General features: G+C 58.8%; 21 protein-coding genes and 1 tRNA gene. 12 read left to right on the forward strand and 10 right to left on the reverse strand.

What is annotated here, in order from left to right; all coding sequences use genetic code 11:
- Positions 1–80: 80 nt before the first annotated feature.
- The gene (locus ACZRKZ_RS12570) at positions 81–1331 is read right to left on the reverse strand and encodes a ribonucleotide-diphosphate reductase subunit beta (RefSeq protein ID WP_463981730.1); all 1251 of its coding nucleotides are present in this window, start codon (positions 1329–1331) and stop codon (positions 81–83) included.
- A gap of 666 nt (positions 1332–1997) precedes the next feature.
- Here ACZRKZ_RS12570 and ACZRKZ_RS12575 point away from each other — a divergent pair.
- Positions 1998–2252, forward strand: a complete 255-nt coding sequence (locus ACZRKZ_RS12575) for a pyocin S6 family toxin immunity protein (protein WP_463981731.1) — start codon at positions 1998–2000, stop codon at positions 2250–2252.
- Between the two features lie 113 nt (positions 2253–2365).
- Here ACZRKZ_RS12575 and ACZRKZ_RS12580 read toward each other — a convergent pair whose 3' ends face one another.
- A complete protein-coding gene (locus tag ACZRKZ_RS12580) occupies positions 2366–2635 on the reverse strand; it encodes a DUF2790 domain-containing protein (RefSeq protein WP_133101900.1) in 270 nt (89 codons plus the stop codon).
- Between the two features lie 395 nt (positions 2636–3030).
- On the opposite strand from ACZRKZ_RS12580, the gene acs reads away from it, so the two are divergent.
- Complete coding sequence (acs, locus tag ACZRKZ_RS12585) at positions 3031–4986, forward strand: acetate--CoA ligase (protein WP_463981732.1); 1956 nt, start codon at positions 3031–3033, stop codon at positions 4984–4986.
- Positions 4987–5116: 130 nt separating this feature from the next.
- Here acs and ACZRKZ_RS12590 read toward each other — a convergent pair whose 3' ends face one another.
- Complete coding sequence (locus ACZRKZ_RS12590; RefSeq protein ID WP_133101888.1) at positions 5117–6550, reverse strand: M48 family metalloprotease; 1434 nt, start codon at positions 6548–6550, stop codon at positions 5117–5119.
- A 95-nt stretch (positions 6551–6645) separates the two neighbouring features.
- Between ACZRKZ_RS12590 and ACZRKZ_RS12595 the strand changes: the two genes are divergently transcribed.
- Both ACZRKZ_RS12595 and ACZRKZ_RS12600 read left to right on the forward strand, forming a co-directional pair.
- Complete coding sequence (locus ACZRKZ_RS12595) at positions 6646–6885, forward strand: sulfurtransferase TusA family protein (RefSeq protein WP_133101887.1); 240 nt, start codon at positions 6646–6648, stop codon at positions 6883–6885.
- A gap of 29 nt (positions 6886–6914) precedes the next feature.
- Positions 6915–7985, forward strand: coding sequence for an AI-2E family transporter (locus ACZRKZ_RS12600; RefSeq protein ID WP_463970374.1), 1071 nt, complete (start codon positions 6915–6917; stop codon positions 7983–7985).
- 108 nt (positions 7986–8093) lie between these two features.
- On the opposite strand, the gene ACZRKZ_RS12605 is transcribed toward ACZRKZ_RS12600, so the two are convergent.
- Complete coding sequence (locus tag ACZRKZ_RS12605) at positions 8094–8567, reverse strand: peroxiredoxin (RefSeq protein WP_463981733.1); 474 nt, start codon at positions 8565–8567, stop codon at positions 8094–8096.
- Between the two features lie 10 nt (positions 8568–8577).
- Positions 8578–9138, reverse strand: coding sequence for a glycine cleavage system transcriptional repressor (locus ACZRKZ_RS12610; protein ID WP_133101884.1), 561 nt, complete (start codon positions 9136–9138; stop codon positions 8578–8580).
- 261 nt (positions 9139–9399) lie between these two features.
- Here ACZRKZ_RS12610 and dapA point away from each other — a divergent pair, with 261 nt between their 5' ends.
- The 6 genes from dapA (at position 9400) to ACZRKZ_RS12640 (ending at position 13561) form a co-directional block, all read left to right on the forward strand.
- Positions 9400–10278 (forward strand): 4-hydroxy-tetrahydrodipicolinate synthase, encoded by an 879-nt coding sequence (dapA, locus tag ACZRKZ_RS12615; RefSeq protein WP_463970372.1) that lies wholly within the window; start codon positions 9400–9402, stop codon positions 10276–10278.
- 17 nt (positions 10279–10295) lie between these two features.
- Entirely contained in the window at positions 10296–11411 is a 1116-nt protein-coding gene (gene bamC, locus ACZRKZ_RS12620; RefSeq protein ID WP_463981734.1) for an outer membrane protein assembly factor BamC, read from the forward strand.
- A 6-nt stretch (positions 11412–11417) separates the two neighbouring features.
- On the forward strand, positions 11418–12176 hold the full coding sequence (locus tag ACZRKZ_RS12625; protein ID WP_463981735.1) for an MBL fold metallo-hydrolase: 759 nt from the start codon (positions 11418–11420) through the stop codon (positions 12174–12176).
- A 28-nt stretch (positions 12177–12204) separates the two neighbouring features.
- On the forward strand, positions 12205–12918 hold the full coding sequence (gene purC / locus ACZRKZ_RS12630; protein ID WP_133101880.1) for a phosphoribosylaminoimidazolesuccinocarboxamide synthase: 714 nt from the start codon (positions 12205–12207) through the stop codon (positions 12916–12918).
- 83 nt (positions 12919–13001) lie between these two features.
- Positions 13002–13091: transfer RNA gene (locus ACZRKZ_RS12635), tRNA-Ser, on the forward strand.
- 323 nt (positions 13092–13414) lie between these two features.
- On the forward strand, positions 13415–13561 hold the full coding sequence (locus tag ACZRKZ_RS12640; protein WP_178114513.1) for a hypothetical protein: 147 nt from the start codon (positions 13415–13417) through the stop codon (positions 13559–13561).
- Between the two features lie 40 nt (positions 13562–13601).
- Here ACZRKZ_RS12640 and ACZRKZ_RS12645 read toward each other — a convergent pair whose 3' ends face one another.
- Positions 13602–13994 (reverse strand): VOC family protein, encoded by a 393-nt coding sequence (locus ACZRKZ_RS12645; protein ID WP_463981736.1) that lies wholly within the window; start codon positions 13992–13994, stop codon positions 13602–13604.
- A 258-nt stretch (positions 13995–14252) separates the two neighbouring features.
- Entirely contained in the window at positions 14253–14507 is a 255-nt protein-coding gene (locus tag ACZRKZ_RS12650; RefSeq protein ID WP_463970362.1) for an LPXTG cell wall anchor domain-containing protein, read from the reverse strand.
- A gap of 60 nt (positions 14508–14567) precedes the next feature.
- Between ACZRKZ_RS12650 and ACZRKZ_RS12655 the strand changes: the two genes are divergently transcribed.
- Both ACZRKZ_RS12655 and ACZRKZ_RS12660 read left to right on the forward strand, forming a co-directional pair.
- Positions 14568–15497, forward strand: coding sequence for a LysR family transcriptional regulator (locus ACZRKZ_RS12655; protein ID WP_463970361.1), 930 nt, complete (start codon positions 14568–14570; stop codon positions 15495–15497).
- 80 nt (positions 15498–15577) lie between these two features.
- Positions 15578–15943 (forward strand): 5-carboxymethyl-2-hydroxymuconate Delta-isomerase, encoded by a 366-nt coding sequence (locus ACZRKZ_RS12660; RefSeq protein WP_463981737.1) that lies wholly within the window; start codon positions 15578–15580, stop codon positions 15941–15943.
- A gap of 35 nt (positions 15944–15978) precedes the next feature.
- Here the strand turns inward: ACZRKZ_RS12660 and ACZRKZ_RS12665 are convergent, their stop codons facing one another.
- The 3 genes from ACZRKZ_RS12665 to ACZRKZ_RS12675 all read right to left on the reverse strand — a co-directional run bounded on the left by ACZRKZ_RS12665 (position 15979) and on the right by ACZRKZ_RS12675 (position 19982).
- Entirely contained in the window at positions 15979–16920 is a 942-nt protein-coding gene (locus ACZRKZ_RS12665; RefSeq protein WP_463981738.1) for a LysR family transcriptional regulator, read from the reverse strand.
- Between the two features lie 150 nt (positions 16921–17070).
- Positions 17071–18258 (reverse strand): cyanate transporter, encoded by a 1188-nt coding sequence (locus tag ACZRKZ_RS12670; RefSeq protein WP_463981739.1) that lies wholly within the window; start codon positions 18256–18258, stop codon positions 17071–17073.
- Positions 18259–18356: 98 nt separating this feature from the next.
- On the reverse strand, positions 18357–19982 hold the full coding sequence (locus ACZRKZ_RS12675) for a 5-guanidino-2-oxopentanoate decarboxylase (RefSeq protein ID WP_463981740.1): 1626 nt from the start codon (positions 19980–19982) through the stop codon (positions 18357–18359).
- Positions 19983–20057: the final 75 nt, after the last annotated feature.

The following is a 20057-nucleotide window of genomic DNA, read 5'->3' on the forward strand; positions in this document are numbered from 1 at the left end:
AAAGCCCTGAGCTAGTCAGGGCTTCTTTAGAACGTGATAGCTATTAGCTCAAATCAGCCAAGTGCTAATTGGCTTAGGAATCAATCCCAGCTAAGCGCACCACCCGTCTGATACTCGATCACGCGGGTCTCAAAGAAATTCTTCTCTTTCTTCAAGTCCATGATCTCGCTCATCCATGGGAACGGGTTCGTGGTCCCTGGATACTCTTCCTTCAAGCCAATCTGCGACAGGCGACGGTTAGCGATGAACTTGAGGTAGTCCTCCATCATCGCCGCATTCATCCCCAGCACTCCGCGCGGCATGGTGTCGCGAGCGTATTCAATCTCCAGTTGCGTCCCTTGCAGGATCATCTGGGTCGCTTCTTCCTTCATTTCGGCATCCCACAAATGTGGGTTTTCGATTTTGATCTGGTTGATCACATCGATACCGAAGTTCAGGTGCATCGATTCATCGCGCAGGATGTATTGGAACTGCTCGGCTACGCCGGTCATTTTGTTGCGCCGACCCATGGACAGGATCTGGGTGAAGCCACAGTAGAAGAAGATGCCTTCCAGGACGCAGTAGTAGGCGACCAGGTTGCGCAGCAGCTCTTTGTCGGTGTCGACGGTGCCGGTTTCGAACTTTGGATCGGAGATGGCGCGAGTGTATTTCAGGCCCCAGGCTGCCTTTTTGGCGACCGATGGGATCTCGTGGTACATGTTGAAGATCTCGCCTTCATCCATGGCCAGCGATTCGATGCAGTATTGGTAGGCGTGGGTGTGGATCGCCTCTTCGAAGGCCTGGCGCAGGATGTACTGGCGGCACTCCGGGTTGGTGATCAGGCGGTACACGGCCAGGACCAGGTTGTTGGCGACCAACGAATCAGCAGTGGAGAAGAAGCCCAGGTTGCGCATGACGATGCGGCGTTCGTCGTCGGTCAGGCCTTCGGGGTCTTTCCACAGGGCGATGTCGGCGGTCATGTTGACCTCTTGCGGCATCCAGTGGTTGGCGCAGCCGTCGAGGTATTTCTGCCAGGCCCAGTCGTACTTGAAGGGCACGAGTTGGTTGAGGTCGGCGCGGCAGTTGATCATGCGCTTTTCGTCGACGGCGACGCGGGCGGCAGCACCTTCCAACTCGGCGAGGCCTTCGGCAACGTCGAGTTTGTCCAGGGCGGCCTTGGCGCGCACGATCGCGGCGGAGTCACTGGCGGTGACGGCGCGGGCTTCGATGGCGGCAGCAGCGCCGGCACCGTCGAGGCGGTCCATGTTGGCTTCGGTGGCGTGGCCGGCGTTGGCGCCTTTGGCGGTTACTTCGCCTTGTTCTTCTTTGTCGAATTCGTCCCAGCTCAGCATGACGTGTCGTCTCCTGCGTGAGGGCCAAAGGTGCCCGTGTGAAACCGGATGGTTGGGTGTTCACACGGCCTTGGGGCCGCGGTGGATCTTAAGGAATCGTTTCTTGCAACAGCTGACGCCAGGCATTAAACGGAAGTTGTCTCGGGTGCTCTGCTTGAGGCTTGAGGTGCGCAGCGACGGTTGCTTGCTCCGGCGGGGCCTCAGGTCTGGCTCTTCGTCCCATGTAAAGGGATATTGCAGGCCCGATTTACTCGCGCATTATAGGGAAAAAATTGCTTTTGTGTTGCAGCAGATGGCCTCAGTGGACTGGCAAAATGCAGGCATTTACGGCTAGGGCGAGGGTTTATAAGGGTTTGCTGCATGTGGATCTTTTTGATGGGTTGTCAGAGATCTACCGGCGGTCGCTGGCATCACCCAAGCATAAGATTTTGGTGGATGTGTTTGTGAAGCGGCTGGATGAGGTTTTGCCTGGGGGTTGAGCGCTGTTGATGCGGGCTTGATTATTGGTCAGAGCGACACAGCTATTGCGGGGCATGCGATTGCCTCGAGTTGTATGTTGGTGACGGACAACGTGCGGGAATTCAGTCGTGTTGTAGGGTTGTTGTCATACGAAGATTGGGTTCACTAGACCTGCTGTAATCGGTTGAAATAATCAAGGAGGCGGACATGTACTTATGCATCACCGGTTTTTTTTCAGATGAGCACGAAGACGATTCTTTGCAGTTTGAACTGGATGTCGCACCCGAGTATCAGCAGTCGATCACGGACGTGTTGGGGTGGGAAGCGCTTATCGAACACGCCAATGGCGAGCTGCGATTGACTGACGAACAGGTCGGCAAAATAGAGGCTGTATTGAACAAAACCCTACCGGAGAACCTGATTTTTTTATCGGAGTCGAGGTCTGACGCGTCAATCAGCTAGCTTTCGAGTATGAGGGGGCTTGGTGGTCAGCAATTGGTTAGGTCGGTTTTTTGCCGCAAGAACGATTTCTTGCGGCGAATACTGTCTGGGGTAACTACCCACTAACGAGTTGATTAACCGTTAGAGCAACCATTGCCCATGACTTTGTAATTAAGAATATGACGCTGACCCTGATGGTCTTCATATTCCATACGCGCCGGTACAACTTCGCAAACATTCGGAACTGAGCTCATGGACACGACTTTGGCGATGTCCAGGTTGGAGGAGTAGCTGTATTCCTCAACAATGGGGGTGTTCTGGCTGGCTACGTCAGTCGGGGTCTCGTCGGCCAGGGCGGCGGTAGCGCACAAGCTGGTAAGGGCCATAACTAATAAAGCTTTCATTTCTATTTTTACCTTTTTGCGGTCGAAGGGGGTCACGGGCCCCTTGTGAGGCCACGTGTGTAACTTGATTGGAGAGTTCGGATTAACGTGCCTTCGTGGGGGCTGCAACTTGGTTAATCACGGTGCCTTTGTTGGCGAGGCTGATTTTAGGCGTCCTCGTTATATTCATATACCCGTGCTTTTGATAAAGACTGTTGGCGGTTTTTGTAACAATCCCGAATTGAAGGTTTTTTTGAAGCGGTGAAAAGCGACGTAGGCCGCGGGCCAGAGCGCTATGGGCGTAAAGCAGGGTAATTTGTAGGGGCTTGTTACTACCATCGTCGAATGGTTCTATAGGTCCACCCCGGCTACAACAGGGGCATACAACAACAACTATTGTCACCGAGGTAAGAAAGATGAGTGCGGCTTCTCTGTACCCCGTTCGCCCCGAAGTAGCAGCAAACACGCTAACCGATGAGGCGACCTACAAGGCCATGTACCAGCAGTCGGTGGTCAACCCCGACGGTTTCTGGCGCGAGCAGGCTCAGCGTCTTGACTGGATCAAGCCTTTCACCACGGTGAAGCAGACCTCGTTCGACGATCACCATGTCGACATCAAGTGGTTTGCCGATGGCACCCTCAACGTTTCCTACAATTGCCTGGACCGTCACCTTGCTGAGCGTGGCGATAAGGCAGCAATCATCTGGGAGGGCGACGACCCTGCCGAGAGCCGCACCATCACCTATCGCGAGCTGCACGAAGAAGTCTGCAAGTTCGCCAACGCCCTGCGCGGCCAGGATGTGCACCGCGGCGACGTGGTGACTATCTATATGCCGATGATTCCCGAAGCTGTGGTCGCCATGCTGGCCTGTACCCGGATCGGCGCGATTCACTCGGTGGTGTTCGGCGGTTTCTCGCCAGAAGCCCTGGCCGGTCGGATTATCGACTGTCGTTCCAAGGTGGTGATCACCGCCGACGAAGGCATTCGTGCCGGTAAGAAGATTCCGCTCAAGGCCAACGTCGACGACGCCCTGACCAACCCGGAAACCAGCAGCATCCAGAAAGTCATCGTGTGCAAGCGCACCGGTGGCGACATCAAATGGAACCAGCATCGTGACATCTGGTACGAAGACCTGATGAAAGTGGCGGGCACCGTGTGCGCGCCGAAAGAGATGGGTGCTGAAGAAGCGCTGTTCATCCTTTATACCTCTGGCTCCACCGGCAAGCCCAAGGGCGTGCAGCACACCACTGGCGGCTATCTGTTGTATGCGGCGCTGACCCATGAGCGCGTGTTCGACTATCGTCCTGGCGAAATCTACTGGTGCACCGCCGACGTCGGTTGGGTCACTGGCCACACGTATATTGTCTACGGCCCGCTGGCCAATGGCGCGACTACGCTGCTGTTCGAAGGCGTGCCGAACTACCCGGACATCACTCGGGTGGCGAAGATTGTCGACAAGCACAAGGTCAATATCCTCTACACCGCACCGACTGCGATCCGCGCGATGATGGCCTCCGGCACCGCCGCGTGCGAAGGCGCCGATGGCAGCAGCTTGCGTCTGCTGGGCTCGGTAGGCGAGCCGATCAACCCTGAAGCGTGGGCCTGGTACTACAAGAACGTCGGCCAGTCCCGTTGCCCGATCGTCGACACCTGGTGGCAGACCGAGACCGGCGCAACCTTGATGAGCCCGCTGCCGGGTGCTCACGCCCTCAAGCCAGGTTCTGCGGCACGGCCGTTCTTCGGTGTAGTGCCGGCGCTGGTGGACAACCTGGGCAACATCATCGAAGGCGCAGGCGAAGGGAATCTGGTGATTCTCGATTCGTGGCCGGGCCAGGCACGGACGCTTTACGGCGACCATGACCGTTTCGTCGACACTTACTTCAAGACCTTCCGTGGCATGTATTTCACCGGCGACGGCGCGCGTCGCGATGAAGACGGCTACTGGTGGATCACCGGCCGGGTGGATGACGTGCTTAACGTTTCCGGCCACCGCATGGGCACCGCCGAGATCGAAAGTGCCATGGTTGCCCACCCCAAAGTCGCGGAAGCGGCGGTGGTTGGCGTGCCGCACGACATCAAGGGGCAGGGCATTTATGTCTATGTGACTCTTAATGCTGGCGAAGAAACCAGTGAAGCGCTGCGCCTGGAATTGAAAAACTGGGTGCGCAAGGAGATCGGACCAATTGCTTCGCCGGATGTAATCCAGTGGGCACCGGGCTTGCCGAAGACTCGCTCGGGGAAAATCATGCGCCGCATCCTGCGCAAGATTGCCACGGCCGAATACGACGGCTTGGGGGATATCTCCACCCTGGCCGATCCGGGCGTGGTGCAGCATCTGATTGAAACCCACAAGACCATGAACGCCGCGTAAGGCGGGTGGTGTGAATGAAGCCCCATTCGGTGTGAGCCGGATGGGGCTTTTTTTTGTGCTCGGCATGGGTGCACTCTTGTGGGTGAGCGTCCCGCCGTAAGGCTGCCCCTATGCCGATGGGGCGAGAGGTTTAGCTCATCATCCCTTTGACCAGGCGTTCCTGTTCGATCAGCTCACGCTGGCGAGCATCGATGCGTGAGGACAGTGGGAAGTTGCTGCCGGCGCGGCGCTTGGCGAAGTCCAACTGCTGAATTGCCTGCTGGAAGTCGCCCACCAGTGCGAAGTACTCAGCACGTGCCTGGTGCAGGCCAATGATGTTGCCCGACAAGCCGCGAGTTTCCGCGACCATGTACCAGACGTCCGGATCGTCCGGGCGGGTCTTGAGCAACCCCTCCAGGGCTTTCTCGGCATCGGCGGTGCGATTCTGCTTGAGCAGCAGATCCACGCGCACCTGGTTCAGCGGATAGTTGCCGGGGTATTGCGCCAGCATCCGGTCTGTACGCTGCTGGGCGTCCGGTATGCGGTTGTTGGTGATGTCTAGCTCAATCTGCGCCAGGTTATAGGTGATGTCGTTGGGCGCCTTGGCCAGCAGCAGCTTGAGGTTTTCCCGCGCCTCGTTGAGCTGGGTGCCTTTGATCTGGGCAATGGCCAGGCCATAGCGCGCCACATCGCTTTTCGGGTTTTCGTCCAGTTGGGCACGGAAGCGCTTGGCAGCCAGTCCCGGAGTGTCTTCGTAATACAACTGCACACGGGCGCGAATCAGTTGATAGCGCAGGCTGTCTTCCTTGCCGCCGGCCTTGGACTGTTCGGCGCGGTTGCGGGTGTCGGCGATCCGCGATTCGGTCACCGGGTGAGTCAGCAGGAACTCGGGTGGCTTGGCATCGAAACGATACTGGCGCATCAAGCGTTCGAACATGGTCGGCATGGAGCGCGGGTCGTAACCGGCTTTCTCCAGGTTGAGAATGCCAATGCGGTCAGCCTCTTGTTCGTTTTGCCGGGAAAAGCGTCGCTGTTCCTGGATGGCTGCGGCCTGGCTGCCGGCAATCGCGGCAATGCCGACATCACCTGCCCCGGCTGCAGCCGCGATGATCCCGCCGAGCAGGGCGGCCATCATCGGAATCTGCATTCGTTGTTGGGCTTCGACGCCACGGGCGAAGTGGCGTTGGGACAAGTGAGCCAGTTCGTGGGCCAGTACCGAAGCATATTCACCTTCGGTCTGGGCGTTGAGGAACAACCCACCGTTGACCCCGATGATGCCACCGGGCGCGGCGAAGGCGTTTAATTGCGGGCTGTTGATCAGAATGAATTCCAGGCGTCGGTCATTGACCTGGCTGGTCTCCACCAGTTTGTACACGCTGGTTTCGACGTAATCCTTGAGCTGGGGGTCGTTGAGTGCCGAGACCTGGCCGCGCAGGTAAGCCAGCCACGCCCGGCCCAGTTGGTATTCCTGCTGAGGCGAGACAATGGCAGAACTGGCGTCGCCAAGTGACGGCAGGTCGTCAGCGAAGCCTGGAGAGGCAAGCAGGCAAGCCAGCGTCAGCAGGGTAGGGCGCAAAAAAGTCATGCACAAAGCCTTTCGACAAAGACCTTACTGTAGCCGGACACTGAGCTTGGGACCAGATATTCTAAGCACCCCCGATGCCCGCCAGGAGCTAAACCATGACCGACTCTGTCGCCTTTGATGCCGAGCTTGATGCCAGCGGCCTCAACTGCCCGTTGCCATTGCTCAAGGCCAAGATGGAGCTCAATCGGCTGGCCAGTGGCGCGGTACTTAAAGTGATTGCCACGGACGCGGGCTCCCTGCGAGATTTCCGGACCTTCGCCAAGTTGGCTGGTCACACATTGTTGCGCGAAGAAGAAGACGCTGGCGTCTATCGTTACTGGTTGCGCAAGGCCTAAAGCCCGCCCCCATTACCCGAGGTTGATTGATGTTCAAAGTGTTACGCGACTGGATTCAGCGCTACTTCTCCGACGAAGAAGCGGTGATATTGGCAGTCCTGCTGTTTCTGGCCTTTACGGCCGTACTTACCTTGGGTGGCATGCTGGCGCCGGTATTGGCGGGGATGGTTCTGGCTTACCTGATGCAAGGCCTGGTCACAACCCTGGAGCGCATGCGCTTGCCGGGCGGCGTGGCAGTGGGGCTGGTGTTTGCCTTGTTCATGGGCCTGTTGCTGGTGTTTATCGTGGTGGTGCTGCCGTTGTTGTGGCATCAGTTGATCACGTTGTTCAACGAACTGCCGGGCATGCTTGCCAAGTGGCAGTCGCTGTTGCTGCTGTTGCCCGAGCGCTATCCGCACCTGGTGTCGGACGAGCAAGTGCTGCAGGCCATCGAAGTCGCTCGGGGCGAGATCGGAAAGTTCGGGCAATGGGCGCTGACCTTTTCCCTGTCCAGCCTGCCATTGCTGGTCAACATCATGATCTACCTGGTGCTGGTGCCGATCCTGGTCTTTTTCTTCCTCAAGGACCGGGAAATGATCGGACGCTGGGCGCGCGGCTATCTGCCGCGCGAACGAGCGCTGATTACTCGGGTGGCCCAGGAAATGAACCGACAGATCGCCAACTACATTCGTGGCAAGGTCATCGAGATTTTCATTTGCGGCGGGGTGACCTACATCGCGTTCGTGACGCTGGGGTTGAACTACGCCGCGTTGCTGGCGCTGCTGGTAGGCGTGTCAGTGGTGGTGCCCTACGTCGGCGCCGTGGTGGTCACCGTGCCGGTGATGTTGATCGCACTGTTCCAGTGGGGCTGGAGCGATCAGTTCATCTACCTGATGGCGGTCTACGGCATCATCCAGACCCTGGACGGCAACGTGCTGGTGCCGCTGCTGTTCTCCGAGGCGGTGAACCTGCATCCGGTGGCGATCATCTGTGCGGTGTTGTTGTTTGGCGGGTTGTGGGGCTTCTGGGGGGTATTTTTTGCGATTCCCCTGGCGACGCTGTTCAAGGCGGTGCTGGATGCGTGGCCGCGGCAGGAGCCTGTCGTAGCGCCGCTACTGTAGGAGCGAGCTTGCTCGCGATGGGCGTGAACGATAACGCGCCCATTCTGAATGAGCGCGGTGTTTGCGAGTCCTTCGCGAGCAAGCTCGCTCCTACAATTCAGGTATGCATCAGGCCTTATTCAAAGCCTGGGCCGCTGCCAGAACAGCATCCACATGCCCCGGCACTTTCACACCACGCCATTCCTGACGCAGCACACCGTCCTTGTCGATCAGAAAGGTGCTGCGATCAACGCCCAGGTATTCCTTGCCATACAGCTTCTTCAGTTTGATCACATCAAACAACTGGCACACCGCTTCATCCTTGTCGCTGATCAGCTCAAAGGGGAATTGCTGCTTGGCCTTGAAGTTTTCATGGGACTTCACGCTGTCCCGGGACACGCCAAACACCTCGGTGTTGGCCGTCTGGAACGCTGCGTACTGGTCACGAAAACCCTGTCCTTCGGTGGTGCAGCCGGGGGTGTTGTCTTTTGGGTAGAAGTAGATCACCGCTTGTTTGCCCTTGAGCCCGGCGAGGCTGAAGGTTTGCCCGCTGGTGGCCTGGGCTTCGAAGTCGGCTACCGGTTTGTCGATGACTACCGCCATGAAAACTTCCTTACATTGGGTTCTGTGGGCGCCATGGCTCGATCAGTGCGTCGAGGTTCAGGGCATCGGCGAAATCCAGGAACTGGTCGCGCAGCCAACTGATCTGCACGCCGGCCGGCAAGGTCACGGTAAAGGTGGCGTTGAGCATGGTGCCGCCGGTCTGTGGGGCCTGATAGGTGTCACAGGTCAGGTTTTCCAGGTCGACGTTATGGTCGATAAAGAACTGGCACAGCTCGTTGACGATGTCCGAACGGTAGGCCGAACTGACATAGGCGACGTAGGGCAGGGCCTGTGGACGATTCTCCAGGGCAGCGCTGCGCACCATGTTAACGGTGAAGTCGTGCTTCTTGGCCAGGCCCGGCAAACCGGTCTCCAGGCGTGCAAGAGCATCCCAGGTCCCGGAGATCTGCAGGACCAGCGCGCTGCACTCGCCATGGCGGGTCAGGCGGGAAGTTACGACGGCGCAGCGGTTTTCATGGCTGGCGCGGCACAGGACGTTAGTCAGCTCCATGGGGTTGGCGCCGAGGGCACTGATGACAAGGAATTGTTCGCGGACTGTGGGGGTGGACATGCAGCCTTCCTAAAGCGATGAGCGGTCGATACGTCGATAGGCGTCTCGATCAAAGGATGAAGGGTAGCGAAAACCGTCGCCGAGGGCTAGGAGGTGGCGTTTTCATTGCGTAATCACCCTCATCAAACCCTGCTTTCGCCCAATGATGGCGTCGACGAGCGCTAAGTTGATCCAGAACGCATACTCAGGCGGTACTTCGCTTGTACAAGCATCTTGGCGCCAGTACCATTACGGCTCTCTTTTTCCGGCAGGAGCGGTTGCATGATTGCGGGCAGTATGGTGGCACTGGTCACACCCATGGATGCACAAGGTAATCTCGACTGGGACAGCCTGGGCAAACTGGTGGACTTTCACCTGCAAGAGGGCACCAACGCCATTGTGGCGGTCGGCACCACTGGTGAGTCCGCGACGCTCAGCGTGGAAGAGCATATCGAGGTGATCAAGTTTGTCGTCAAGCAGGTTGCCGGGCGCATCCCGGTGATCGCCGGTACCGGCGCCAACTCGACCCGCGAAGCGATCGAGCTGACCACCAACGCCAAGAAAGCCGGCGCCGATGCCTGCCTGCTAGTGACGCCGTACTATAACAAGCCGACCCAGGAAGGCCTGTACCAGCATTTTCGCACCATCGCCGAAGCCGTCGACATCCCGCAGATCCTCTATAACGTCCCAGGCCGTACTGCTTGCGACATGCAGGCTGCGACCGTGATTCGCCTGTCTACCGTGCCGAACATCATTGGCATCAAGGAAGCCACTGGCGACCTGCAACGCGCCAAGGACATCCTGGCGGGCGTGAGCAGCGACTTCCTGCTGTATTCCGGTGACGACGCGACTGCTGTCGAGCTGATCCTGCTGGGTGGCAAGGGCAATATTTCGGTAACTGCCAACGTTGCTCCCCGTCTCATGAGCGAGCTGTGTGCCGCTGCTCTCGCTGGCGATGCCGTCAAGGCCCGTGCGATCCATGAGCAACTGGTGCCGCTCAACAAAAACCTGTTTATCGAATCCAACCCTATTCCCGTGAAATGGGCGCTGCATGAGATGGGTATGATGCCGGACGGTATCCGTCTGCCGCTCACCTGGCTCAGCGAAGCCTGTCACGAACCGCTGCGACAGGCCCTGCGCCAGTCCGGCGTCCTGGTTTAATTGAGGAAGCATTACGCATGAAGCGATTGGCCGGACTTTCCGCACTTGCCTTGATTATCTCCAGCACCAGTGGCTGCGGTTGGATCTGGGGCCCGGAAGGCTACTTCCGTGACCGCGGCAGCGATTACCTGGAAGCACAACAAACCGCACCGATGCAATTGCCGCCGGACGTCAACGTCGCCAAGCGTCTTGACCCGTTGCTGCCGATTCCGCGCAACGTGGCCGACGACACCGTCAAGGGCGAGTACGAAGTGCCACGCCCACTGCCGATCTCGGCCGTGGCCGATGCCAGCGACTACAGCCTGCAGAAGAGCGGTGATTCCCGTTGGATCATGGCTCAGCGCCCGCCTGCCGAAGTCTGGCCGGTAGCCTTGCAGTTCTTCCAGGACAACGGTTTCCGTATCGATGAGCAGCGCCCGCAGACCGGTGAGTTCACCACCGCGTGGCAGCAGCCCAATGAATTATCGGCCAACATGGCCAAGCGCCTGCAAGCCGGTGGCATCGCGGCTGACGGCGAAAGCCGCATTCGTGTGCGCATCGAACCTGGCGTGCAACGCAATACCAGTGAAGTCTACGTAGTCAGCGCCGAGCGTCCTGCCGGCAGCACCGCCAACGTCGACTTCACCAATCGCTCGGTCAACACCGGTGTCGATTCCGCGCTGGTCGACGAGATGCTCGCCAGCATGAGCCGCATTTCCGAGAAGGGCGGTTCCGTCTCCCTTCTGGCCGCTCGTGATTACGACACGCCTAACCGCGTCAGCCTCACCGAAGACGGTAGCGGTAACGTCGTGCTCAACCTGGGTGAAGACCTGGACCGTGCCTGGTCGAGTGTCGGCCGTGCGCTGGAACAAGGCGAATGGCGCGTTGAAGACATCAACCGCAGCCTGGGCCTGTACTACATCAACTTGGCCGAAAAAGCCGAGAAGAAAGACGAAGAGCCAGGTTTCTTCGGCAAATTGTTCGGCAGCAAGCCAAGCAAGGAAGAAGTCGAAACCCGCGCCGAGCGTTATCAGGTTCGCCTGAGCAAGGTAGGCGACAACGTGCAAGTCACCGTAGAGAAAAACATCAACACCGTGGCGCCGGCAGAAGTGGCGCGCAAAGTGTTGGGCGTGATTCAGGACAACCTGGGCTGATATCCAATGCGGTTTGCCGTTCTCGGCAGCGGTAGCCAAGGGAACGGCACGCTAGTAGCCCACGACGACACGTACGTCCTGGTGGATTGTGGTTTCTCCCTGCGGGAAACCGAGCGGCGCCTGCTGCGCCTGGGGGTTCACCCCTCGCAGTTGAGCGCGATTCTGGTGACCCACGAACATGCCGACCACGTGCATGGCGTGGGTTTGCTGTCTCGGCGCTACAATCTTCCGGTGTACCTGAGTCGCGGTACCTTGCGCGGGATGCGCAAACCCATAGAGCCCGCAGGTTTGTTGGCCGGTGGCGAGCAACTGCAGATTGGTGCCTTGAGCATTGACGTCATTGCCGTGGCTCACGATGCCCAGGAACCGACACAGTACGTGTTCAGTGACGGTGAGCGACGCTTCGGCCTGCTCACCGACCTGGGTTCCTACTGCGCCAAGGTGCTGGACGGTTATCGGGACCTCGATGCATTGATGATCGAGTCCAACCACTGCCGTGACATGCTTGCCCGTGGTCACTACCCGTACTTTCTCAAGCAGCGGGTTGGTGGGGAACTGGGACATTTGAACAACCATCAGGCGGCGTACCTGGTGTATGAGTTGGGCTGGCAAGACCTGCAACACCTGGTCCTGGCCCACCTGAGCAGCAAGAACAACCTGCCGCAGCTGGCCCGGCAATGTTTTGTCGACACCCTCGGGTGCGACCCGGACTGGCTGCAACTGGCCGATCAAGATTCAGGGCTCGACTGGCGACATATCGCCTAGCCCACCTACTTAGCAAGCGGAGCCCATCATGGAAAAACGTGAAGAACTCTACCGCGGCAAAGCCAAATCGGTTTACAAGACCGACGACGCTAACCGCTTGATCCTGCTGTTTCGCAACGACACCTCGGCGTTCGACGGCAAGCGTATCGAACAGCTCGACCGCAAAGGCATGGTGAACAACAAGTTCAACGCCTTCATCATGCAGAAACTCGAAGAAGCCGGCGTGCCGACTCAATTCGACAAACTGCTGGGCGACAACGAATGCCTGGTGAAAAAGCTCGACATGATCCCGGTCGAGTGCGTCGTGCGTAACTACGCCGCCGGCAGCCTGGTCAAGCGCCTGGGCGTGGAAGAGGGCCTCAAGCTCAACCCCTACACCTTCGAACTGTTCCTCAAGGATGACGCCAAGGGCGACCCGTTCATCAACGAATCCCACGTCGTGGCGTTCGGTTGGGGCACCGCTGAACAGCTCGTGCGCATGAAAGAACTGTCCCTTAAGGTCAACGACGTCCTGAGCAAACTGTTCGACGACGCGGGCCTGTTGCTGGTCGACTTCAAACTCGAATTCGGCGTGTTCCACGACGGCTCCATCGTCCTGGGCGACGAATTCAGCCCGGACGGCTGCCGCCTGTGGGACAAGGAGACTCGCAAGAAGATGGACAAGGACCGCTTCCGCCAGGGTCTCGGTGACGTCATCGAAGCCTACGAAGAAGTCGCCAACCGTCTCGGCGTACCGCTGTAATCGACGCAAGCATCTGATAGCACGGAAAAAAATCCACCAGGAGCTTTGCTTCCCGGTAACAGGCTGTTATGATGCGCGCCGTTGGAGAGATGCCAGAGTGGCCGAATGGGACGGATTCGAAATCCGTTGTACCTTCACCGGTACCTAGGGTTCGAATCCCTATCTCTCCGCCATTATTGAATAAGACTAAGCCCCCGTAATCGTTGCTGATTCCGGGGGCTTTTTCATTTCCGACTGTACTACTCAGTGGTACTACTTTTTTCCCGCGCTATCAGCTGCATTCCGGTATCTCGCTCAGAGCATGCCGCGCGGTAATCTCTCCGTCATCTCAAGGTATTTGATAGCGTTTATTGCCTCAGCTTCAGAATTCTAGCTGCGATGGCGGATGCATTCGTATCGAGGGTATCAAACACACCCAAACCAATCCTGTCACGCAAGAGCCTTCTCTGTTCTATGCTTGCCCAGTGTGTCCAATTCTTACGGATGGGAGGTGGGTATGACCAAAGAACAAAAGCAGCAGGAAGATTCGGATCACGAGCGCTCCAAACCAGGTCATGAGGAAGAGCGGCCCCAGACCTGGAAGCATCCGGACGATGGCAAGGAGCTTTCCGAGCGGGACGAAGAGCGCCCGCTCAAGCCATGACCCAGGCGTCGGAGCCCCGCCTACTTGGCGGGGCTTTTTTTTAGCCTTGAATTGGGGTACACAGCTCTACCAATGTTCCGTCTGGGCAACGCACATAAGACACCACCTGTCCCCAGGGTTTGGCGGCGGGCGGCGACAACTCAATAGCCCCCTCGGCCAGCGCCTTGGCGTGTGCGACGGTGACATCATTCGTGACAAAACCCAGCTCCATCCCCAGAGGCTGCCTTGATGCATGAGCCTCAACATGCCCACCGCTGAAATTCATCTCGCCCAATTCATGCGCCGCGAAGGAAAGGGTGGTACTCCCCGTTTCCAACTCGCCATACGTGCCCGATTCATGCAGGAAACGGCGGGTAAATCCGAAGGCGTTTTCGAAAAACTGCAGCGAAGCGGATACATCGGGAACGTAGACGATGGTGTAGGCGAATTTCATGGGTGAGCGATCCTTGCGTACGTGGTTGAAATGAGCGGCCAGTTAATCATCAACGGGCCATGACGGTCACCACTACATGCGGCGGCGGTTGTGCGCTGGGGCGGCGGGCCCGTGCCACCGGTTATTTCCTCTTGGGTGTATGCCCGGCCAACATTATCGGCGGCCATGGCGGCGCTGCGTTTGTGCCAGGGGGCTGATCTGATGGCGGTGTTGTGGCCGACGTAGCCTCGCAGGGGCTCGACAACTGCGGTACGGAGGTCAGCCAGACGAGAGCAGTAATGAGGTGGGAAATCCTGAAGCGAGAAACAAAAACGCCACGACGGCCGCCAGGCACACTCCGACAAACACCCGCAACAGGGTCCTGGCGGTCGGATGGGCAATGAATTTGATTAGCCAGATAAAGAACCCGGCCATCAGGACGGCCAAGGCAAGAATGACCAGCACGTTGGTGTTCTCGTAACCCGTGGAAGCTGATTTATAGTCCCAATGAAGGCGGTTGGATAGTCTGCGCATAGACGCAGGGCCCACTGTGTTTCTAAACTGCCCCTTGTTTTGTGCAGTGGGCGGGCGCCGATGAATCGTAATGAACTACGCAAGGCCGACATCAACCTGATGGTGGTCTTCGAAACGCTGATGCTTGAGCGCAATGTGACGCGGGTGGCGGAGAAGTTGTTTCTCGGCCAGCCGACCATCAGTTCTGCCCTCAATCGCCTGCGCACCCTGTTTAACGACCCACTGTTTATCCGCGTCGGCCATCGCATGGAGCCGACGGCGCGGGCCGAGGAAATTATCCGGTATTTGTCGCCGGCCCTGGACTCGTTGTCGGTGGCCTTGAGCCTGACCCATGATTTCGATCCGACCATCAGCACCATGACCTTTCGCATCGGCCTGTCCGATGACGTCGAGTTTGGCCTGCTGCCGCCGTTGCTGCGCACCCTGCGAGTGGAAGCGCCTCAGGTAGTGTTCGTGGTACAGCATGTCGATTACTGGCGCATTCCGGACCTGCTGGCCTCCGGCGATATCACCGTCGGCATTACCCAAACCCGTGGCTTGCCGGCCAATGCCAAGCGCAAGTTGCTGCGCCATATCCGCCCCAGTGTGTTGCGCGCTGATGCCTCGGATCGCCCGCTGACCCTCGATGAATACTGTGCGCGGCCCCATGTGCTGGTGTCCCACACCGCCAACGTCGCCGGATTCGCCGATGAATGGCTGGCGGAAATCGGCCGCAAACGCCATGTGGTGTTGTCGGTGCCGCAATACAGCTCTCTGCCGGCGCTGTTGGCCGGCACCGACATGATCGCCAGCCTGCCGGACTACACCGCCCAGGCCATGGCCGCTTCGGGCAACCTGTTCTGCGAGCCGTTTCCGTTTGAAACCCCGACCCTGGATTTGTCCATGGTCTGGCTCAGCCATGTCGACACTGACCCGGCGGAACGCTGGATGCGCTCGCGGTTGGAAGCGTTCATGAGTGATCGGGAATTGTTGCCGTTGGCAAAGCCCTGAGTGAAACCGCTTTCATCCGGAGCACTTTGCGTCTCGTGCTATATCTATGACTCTTTTCCTGCAATAACTCGGAGCCTTTCATGCCTCACCTGCATCTGGAATACACCGCCAACCTGCCGGAGCTGGACACTGACAAGGCCCTGTTGCGGCTCAATCACACCTTGGTGACCTCGGGGCAGTTCGGTGCCGAGTTCGACATCAAGAGCCGTGCGGTGAAGGTCGAAAGCTTTCGTGTGGGTACTGCGATGAACCCACGCGGTTTTGTCGCGGTGAGGTTGGCCTTGCTCAGCGGACGTTCGCCGCAAATCAAGAAGCAACTCTCGGAAAACCTGCTGGCGGTGTTGCAGGAGTTGGGGCCGTGGCCTGCCGATATTCAAGTTCAACTCAGTGTCGAGTTGCTGGACATTGATCGTGAGTCCTACAGTAAGGTCGCTATAGGACAGTAGCTGCAAGCTATCTAAGTTCTTGCAGCTTTTAGCTTTTAGCTTTTAGCTTGTAGCTCTCCTGCACACACCTTCAGCACTTGCTCGCGGAACCAGGCGTTGGCGCAGCCTTGCTCGCTTGACTCGTTCCATTGCATGTCCAGGGTGAACCCCGGCAGGCCGTTGGGCGCTTCGCAGTGGCCAAATACCGGTTCCAGCGCCAGCAGCTTCTGCACTCGGCGGGGCAGGGTGACGATAAAGTCGGTGCCAGTAATCATCTTCAGCGCCGCACTATAGCTATTGGCGCGGGCAATCACCTGGCGCTTGTGGGCCTGGCGTGCCAGCCAGCCGTCGATCATGTTGGTGGTAGAGGTCCAGGGCGTCGGAAACACATGACGGCGTGCGACGAAGGATTGCAGGCTGAACGCCGGTTCCCGTGGCGCCGCATGCTTGTCAAAGACACACACCAAGTCATCTTCCAGCAGCCTCTGCGTCTTCAAATCCTTGTGCTCGCGATGAAAGTGCGGCCCGAAGCAGATCACCAGATCCAGTCGTCCGTCGCGCAAGGCCTCGGCGGGAATATCGGTTTCCAGCTTCTGCACATTAACGATCACCGGCAGGTCGGCCTTGTCGAAGTTCTTCAGCAGGCGAGGCAGGATCAACTGCTCAAAATACTCGGGGGCACAGACGTTGAACGTCGCGGCTTTTTGGGTCGGGTCGAACACCTGGCTACCTGCGTGGCACAGGTTGATGCTTTCCAGAATCTTTTGCACATGACCGTACATGGCACCGGCCTTGTAGGTCGGACGCATGCCCGCGCGGGTGTTGATAAACAACTCGTCCTCGAAGCTGGTACGCAGTTTCTTCAGGCTGTAGCTGACCGTGGACTGGCTGACAAAGAGGGTTTCGGACACGTCGGTGACGCTGCTTTGCTCATACACAGCGATAAATACCATCAAGTCCTGCATATCGAGCTTTCTAAGCAAGTTGCTGTTTAGCATCTGTTCCGTCCGGTAAGCCCTTGGCACTGGTACAGCGCACGACAAGGACAAAATGTTAACGGAACGCTCGTACCAATAGAAAGGTCTGTAGGGCTCTTCTATGTTTGCTGTGGGACAAATAATGTTTCGAACGCGACGCTCTAGTCCGCGCTATTGAATATGCTGCTGGTAATGCCGTGGATCGAAGCGCAACACGATCAGCAGCATCACGACCACGACGGCGGTGAGCGACCACCAGGCCCATTCGAAACTGCCCAGTTGATCGCGGATCATCCCGGCGATCAGCGGCGACAGACCCGCGATCAAGTAGCCGATGCCCTGCACGAAGGCCGTCAGGCCACCGGCGCGGCGCGGGTTGTCCAGGTGATCAAGGGACAGGATCAGGCTCATTGGAAACAAACCGCCAATTCCCAGGCCCAACAGACACGGCCACAGCAGGCTAAGGTGCTGCGGGGAAAGGATCAGGCCACAGAACCCGGCGATGATCAGCACCAGTAACACCGCCACCACGCTACGCTTGTCCCGGCGCCGGTTGGCGATGGCCGGGGTGATCAGGCCGGAAACCACCTCCATGGCAGTCAGAAAACCCAGCAGCAAACCGGCGTTCTGTTCGCTCCAGCCTTGCTCAACGTAGTACGGCGCCAGCCAGGCCAGTACACAGGTGTAGGACGCGGTGCCAAGGCCGAAAAAGATCGCCAGCAACCAGGCCCGGCGATTGCCGAAAAACGATTCCTGAGGGCCCGCAGAGGTTTGCGGCAGTGGCGGCAATGTCGAGCGTTGTGCGTACCAGAACACCAGCGCCAGCACAGCAAGCACGGCCCAGATTGCCAGGCCGATGCGCCAGCTGCCGGTCTGCACCTGGACAAGCGGCGAGAACGACGCGGCGAGGGCGGCACCGCCCATGATCGCGGTGACGTAAAGGCCCATAAACAGCGAAACGTTATCGCTGAAACGGGATTTGATCAGCGCCGGCATCAGCACCTGAATCATCGCAATGCCCACCCCGGCGGCAATGGCGCTGACGATCAACTCGGCGGCGGAGTCGAGAAACAGCCGCGACGCAGTCGCCAGGCCAATCACCAGTAGTGACGCGACGATACTGCGGTGCTCACCAAAGCGCTTGGCCAGGCCCATGCCGAAAAACATCGCCAAACCCATGGCCATCACCGGCAACATGGTCAGCAACGCCGCACTGCTGAAACTCAACGGCACATCGCCGCGAATCGATGACAGCAAGGGGCCGACCGCCGCCATCGACGGGCGCAAGTTAAGGGCAACCAGTACCACGCTGATCATCAGCCAGAGGGCAGTGGCGGGTTTTGCGTGAACGTTTTCCATGGGCGGGCCTTGAAATGACAAGGGCATTATTAGGCCGCGCACGGGGGAGGGGCGCAAATGAGAAAGTCGCTGGGGCTATTGAAAAAATGCGCCGACGCTCATACCAATACTGCCTTGGTCCAAATGCCTTGATCGATTTCAATCAACGTCGGCCCCTGGCGATCCATGGCGGCGCGCAATGCCTGGCGCAGCTCTTCAACACCCTTGATCGCCTGCGCCGCACACCCCAGCGCCTTGGCCACACCGATAAAGTCCGGGGTGTAGATGTCCACTCCTACGGGTTCGATAGCGCGGTTGACCATGTATTTCTTGATCTCTTCATAGCCCTGGTTATTCCACAGCAGGACGATGATCGGTGTGCGTGCTTCCACCGCGCTGGCCAGTTCTGCCAAGGTGAATTGCAGGCCGCCGTCGCCGATCAGGCACGCCACTGGCGCAGTAGCGCCGCGCCCCAGCCACGCACCGATGGCCGCTGGCAAGGCATAGCCGAGGGTGCCGTAGCCAGTGGATGAGTTGAACCAGCGGCGTGGCTGGTCGAGGTTCAGGGTCAGGTTGCCGGTGTACACCGGTTGGGTGGAGTCGCCCACGATCACGGCGTCGGGCAACTCTTCCAGCACTGTATTGAGGAACAGGGTTTGCGCGCGAGTGGCAGCATCCCAAGTGGGCGCCAACTCAGCCCAAAGTCGGGCGACGCGGTTTGTGCCCCAGTCAGTGTTGCGAGGGGCCATTGATTGAGCACTCAACTCGGCCAGCAACGCTTCGGTGGCGATCTGTGCGTCGGCCACCAGCGCCACTTGTGGCGGGTAGTTGCGCACGGTCTGGTCGGGGTCGATGTCGATGCGCAGCAAGGCGCCGGGAATCTCGAAGCCACCCGCGAAGGTGACGTCGTAGTCGGTTTCCGCCAGTTCCGTGCCGATGGCCAGCACCACATCGGCCTCGGCCACCAGGGCGCGGGTGGCGACCAGTGTTTGAGTCGAGCCGATCAGCAACGGATGATTGGCCGCCAACATGCCTTTGGCGTTGATGGTCAGGGCCACCGGCGCGCCGAGGGTTTCGGCCAGGCGGGTCAACGCGGGGGCAGCATCAATGGCGCCGCCGCCCGCGAGGATCAACGGGTGTTTGGCGGCGGCCAGTAGCTGGCTCATCTGCTTGATTGCCGAGGGCGCGGCACCGGCGCGGGCTACGCTGACGGGTGCGCTGCCCAGCAGGGCGTCGGCGTTTTCCACCAGCACGTCGAGGGGGATTTCGATATGCACCGGGCGCGGCCGTCCGGCCTGAAACAAGGCAAAGGCCCGCGCCAGTACGCCGGGCAATTCTGCTGCCGACATCAAAGTATGGGAGAGCGCCGAGACGCCCGCGATCATCGCGCCCTGGTTCGGCAGTTCATGCAACTTGCCGCGCCCGCCGCCCAACTGGTTGCGGGACTGCACGCTGGAAATCACCAGCATCGGGATCGAATCGGCGTAGGCCTGGCCCATGGCGGTGCTGATATTGGTCATGCCAGGGCCGGTGATGATGAAACATACGCCGGGCTTGCCGCTGGTGCGTGCGTAGCCGTCGGCCATAAAACCGGCGCCCTGTTCGTGGCGTGGGGTGACGTGACGGATGCCGGAGCGGGCCAGGCCACGGTACAACTCCACGGTATGTACGCCGGGGATGCCGAACACCTGTTCCACGCCGTAGCCTTCCAGAAGGTTGACCAATACTTCGCCGCACGTCGCCATATCGTCGCTCTTGTTATTGATTGAAGGCGGTATTGGAACGGCTGGGCTGTAGCGACCACAATCGATTAAAAGTCA

The sequence above is a fragment of the Pseudomonas sp. c313 genome (genome assembly GCF_055407145.1).

Coding starts and splice junctions, on each gene's coding strand:
- ACZRKZ_RS12660 (WP_463981737.1), top strand. CDS start 15,578: ATGCCTCACCTGCATCTGGAATACACCGCCAACCTGCCGGAGCTGGAC.
- ACZRKZ_RS12670 (WP_463981739.1), bottom strand. CDS start 18,258: ATGGAAAACGTTCACGCAAAACCCGCCACTGCCCTCTGGCTGATGATC.
- ACZRKZ_RS12590 (WP_133101888.1), bottom strand. CDS start 6,550: ATGACTTTTTTGCGCCCTACCCTGCTGACGCTGGCTTGCCTGCTTGCC.
- ACZRKZ_RS12595 (WP_133101887.1), top strand. CDS start 6,646: ATGACCGACTCTGTCGCCTTTGATGCCGAGCTTGATGCCAGCGGCCTC.
- dapA (WP_463970372.1), top strand. CDS start 9,400: ATGATTGCGGGCAGTATGGTGGCACTGGTCACACCCATGGATGCACAA.
- ACZRKZ_RS12610 (WP_133101884.1), bottom strand. CDS start 9,138: ATGTCCACCCCCACAGTCCGCGAACAATTCCTTGTCATCAGTGCCCTC.
- ACZRKZ_RS12640 (WP_178114513.1), top strand. CDS start 13,415: ATGACCAAAGAACAAAAGCAGCAGGAAGATTCGGATCACGAGCGCTCC.
- ACZRKZ_RS12575 (WP_463981731.1), top strand. CDS start 1,998: ATGTACTTATGCATCACCGGTTTTTTTTCAGATGAGCACGAAGACGAT.
- acs (WP_463981732.1), top strand. CDS start 3,031: ATGAGTGCGGCTTCTCTGTACCCCGTTCGCCCCGAAGTAGCAGCAAAC.
- ACZRKZ_RS12665 (WP_463981738.1), bottom strand. CDS start 16,920: ATGCTAAACAGCAACTTGCTTAGAAAGCTCGATATGCAGGACTTGATG.
- ACZRKZ_RS12655 (WP_463970361.1), top strand. CDS start 14,568: ATGAATCGTAATGAACTACGCAAGGCCGACATCAACCTGATGGTGGTC.
- ACZRKZ_RS12605 (WP_463981733.1), bottom strand. CDS start 8,567: ATGGCGGTAGTCATCGACAAACCGGTAGCCGACTTCGAAGCCCAGGCC.
- ACZRKZ_RS12580 (WP_133101900.1), bottom strand. CDS start 2,635: ATGAAAGCTTTATTAGTTATGGCCCTTACCAGCTTGTGCGCTACCGCC.
- bamC (WP_463981734.1), top strand. CDS start 10,296: ATGAAGCGATTGGCCGGACTTTCCGCACTTGCCTTGATTATCTCCAGC.
- ACZRKZ_RS12600 (WP_463970374.1), top strand. CDS start 6,915: ATGTTCAAAGTGTTACGCGACTGGATTCAGCGCTACTTCTCCGACGAA.
- purC (WP_133101880.1), top strand. CDS start 12,205: ATGGAAAAACGTGAAGAACTCTACCGCGGCAAAGCCAAATCGGTTTAC.
- ACZRKZ_RS12570 (WP_463981730.1), bottom strand. CDS start 1,331: ATGCTGAGCTGGGACGAATTCGACAAAGAAGAACAAGGCGAAGTAACC.
- ACZRKZ_RS12625 (WP_463981735.1), top strand. CDS start 11,418: ATGCGGTTTGCCGTTCTCGGCAGCGGTAGCCAAGGGAACGGCACGCTA.
- ACZRKZ_RS12645 (WP_463981736.1), bottom strand. CDS start 13,994: ATGAAATTCGCCTACACCATCGTCTACGTTCCCGATGTATCCGCTTCG.
- ACZRKZ_RS12650 (WP_463970362.1), bottom strand. CDS start 14,507: ATGCGCAGACTATCCAACCGCCTTCATTGGGACTATAAATCAGCTTCC.
- ACZRKZ_RS12675 (WP_463981740.1), bottom strand. CDS start 19,982: ATGGCGACGTGCGGCGAAGTATTGGTCAACCTTCTGGAAGGCTACGGC.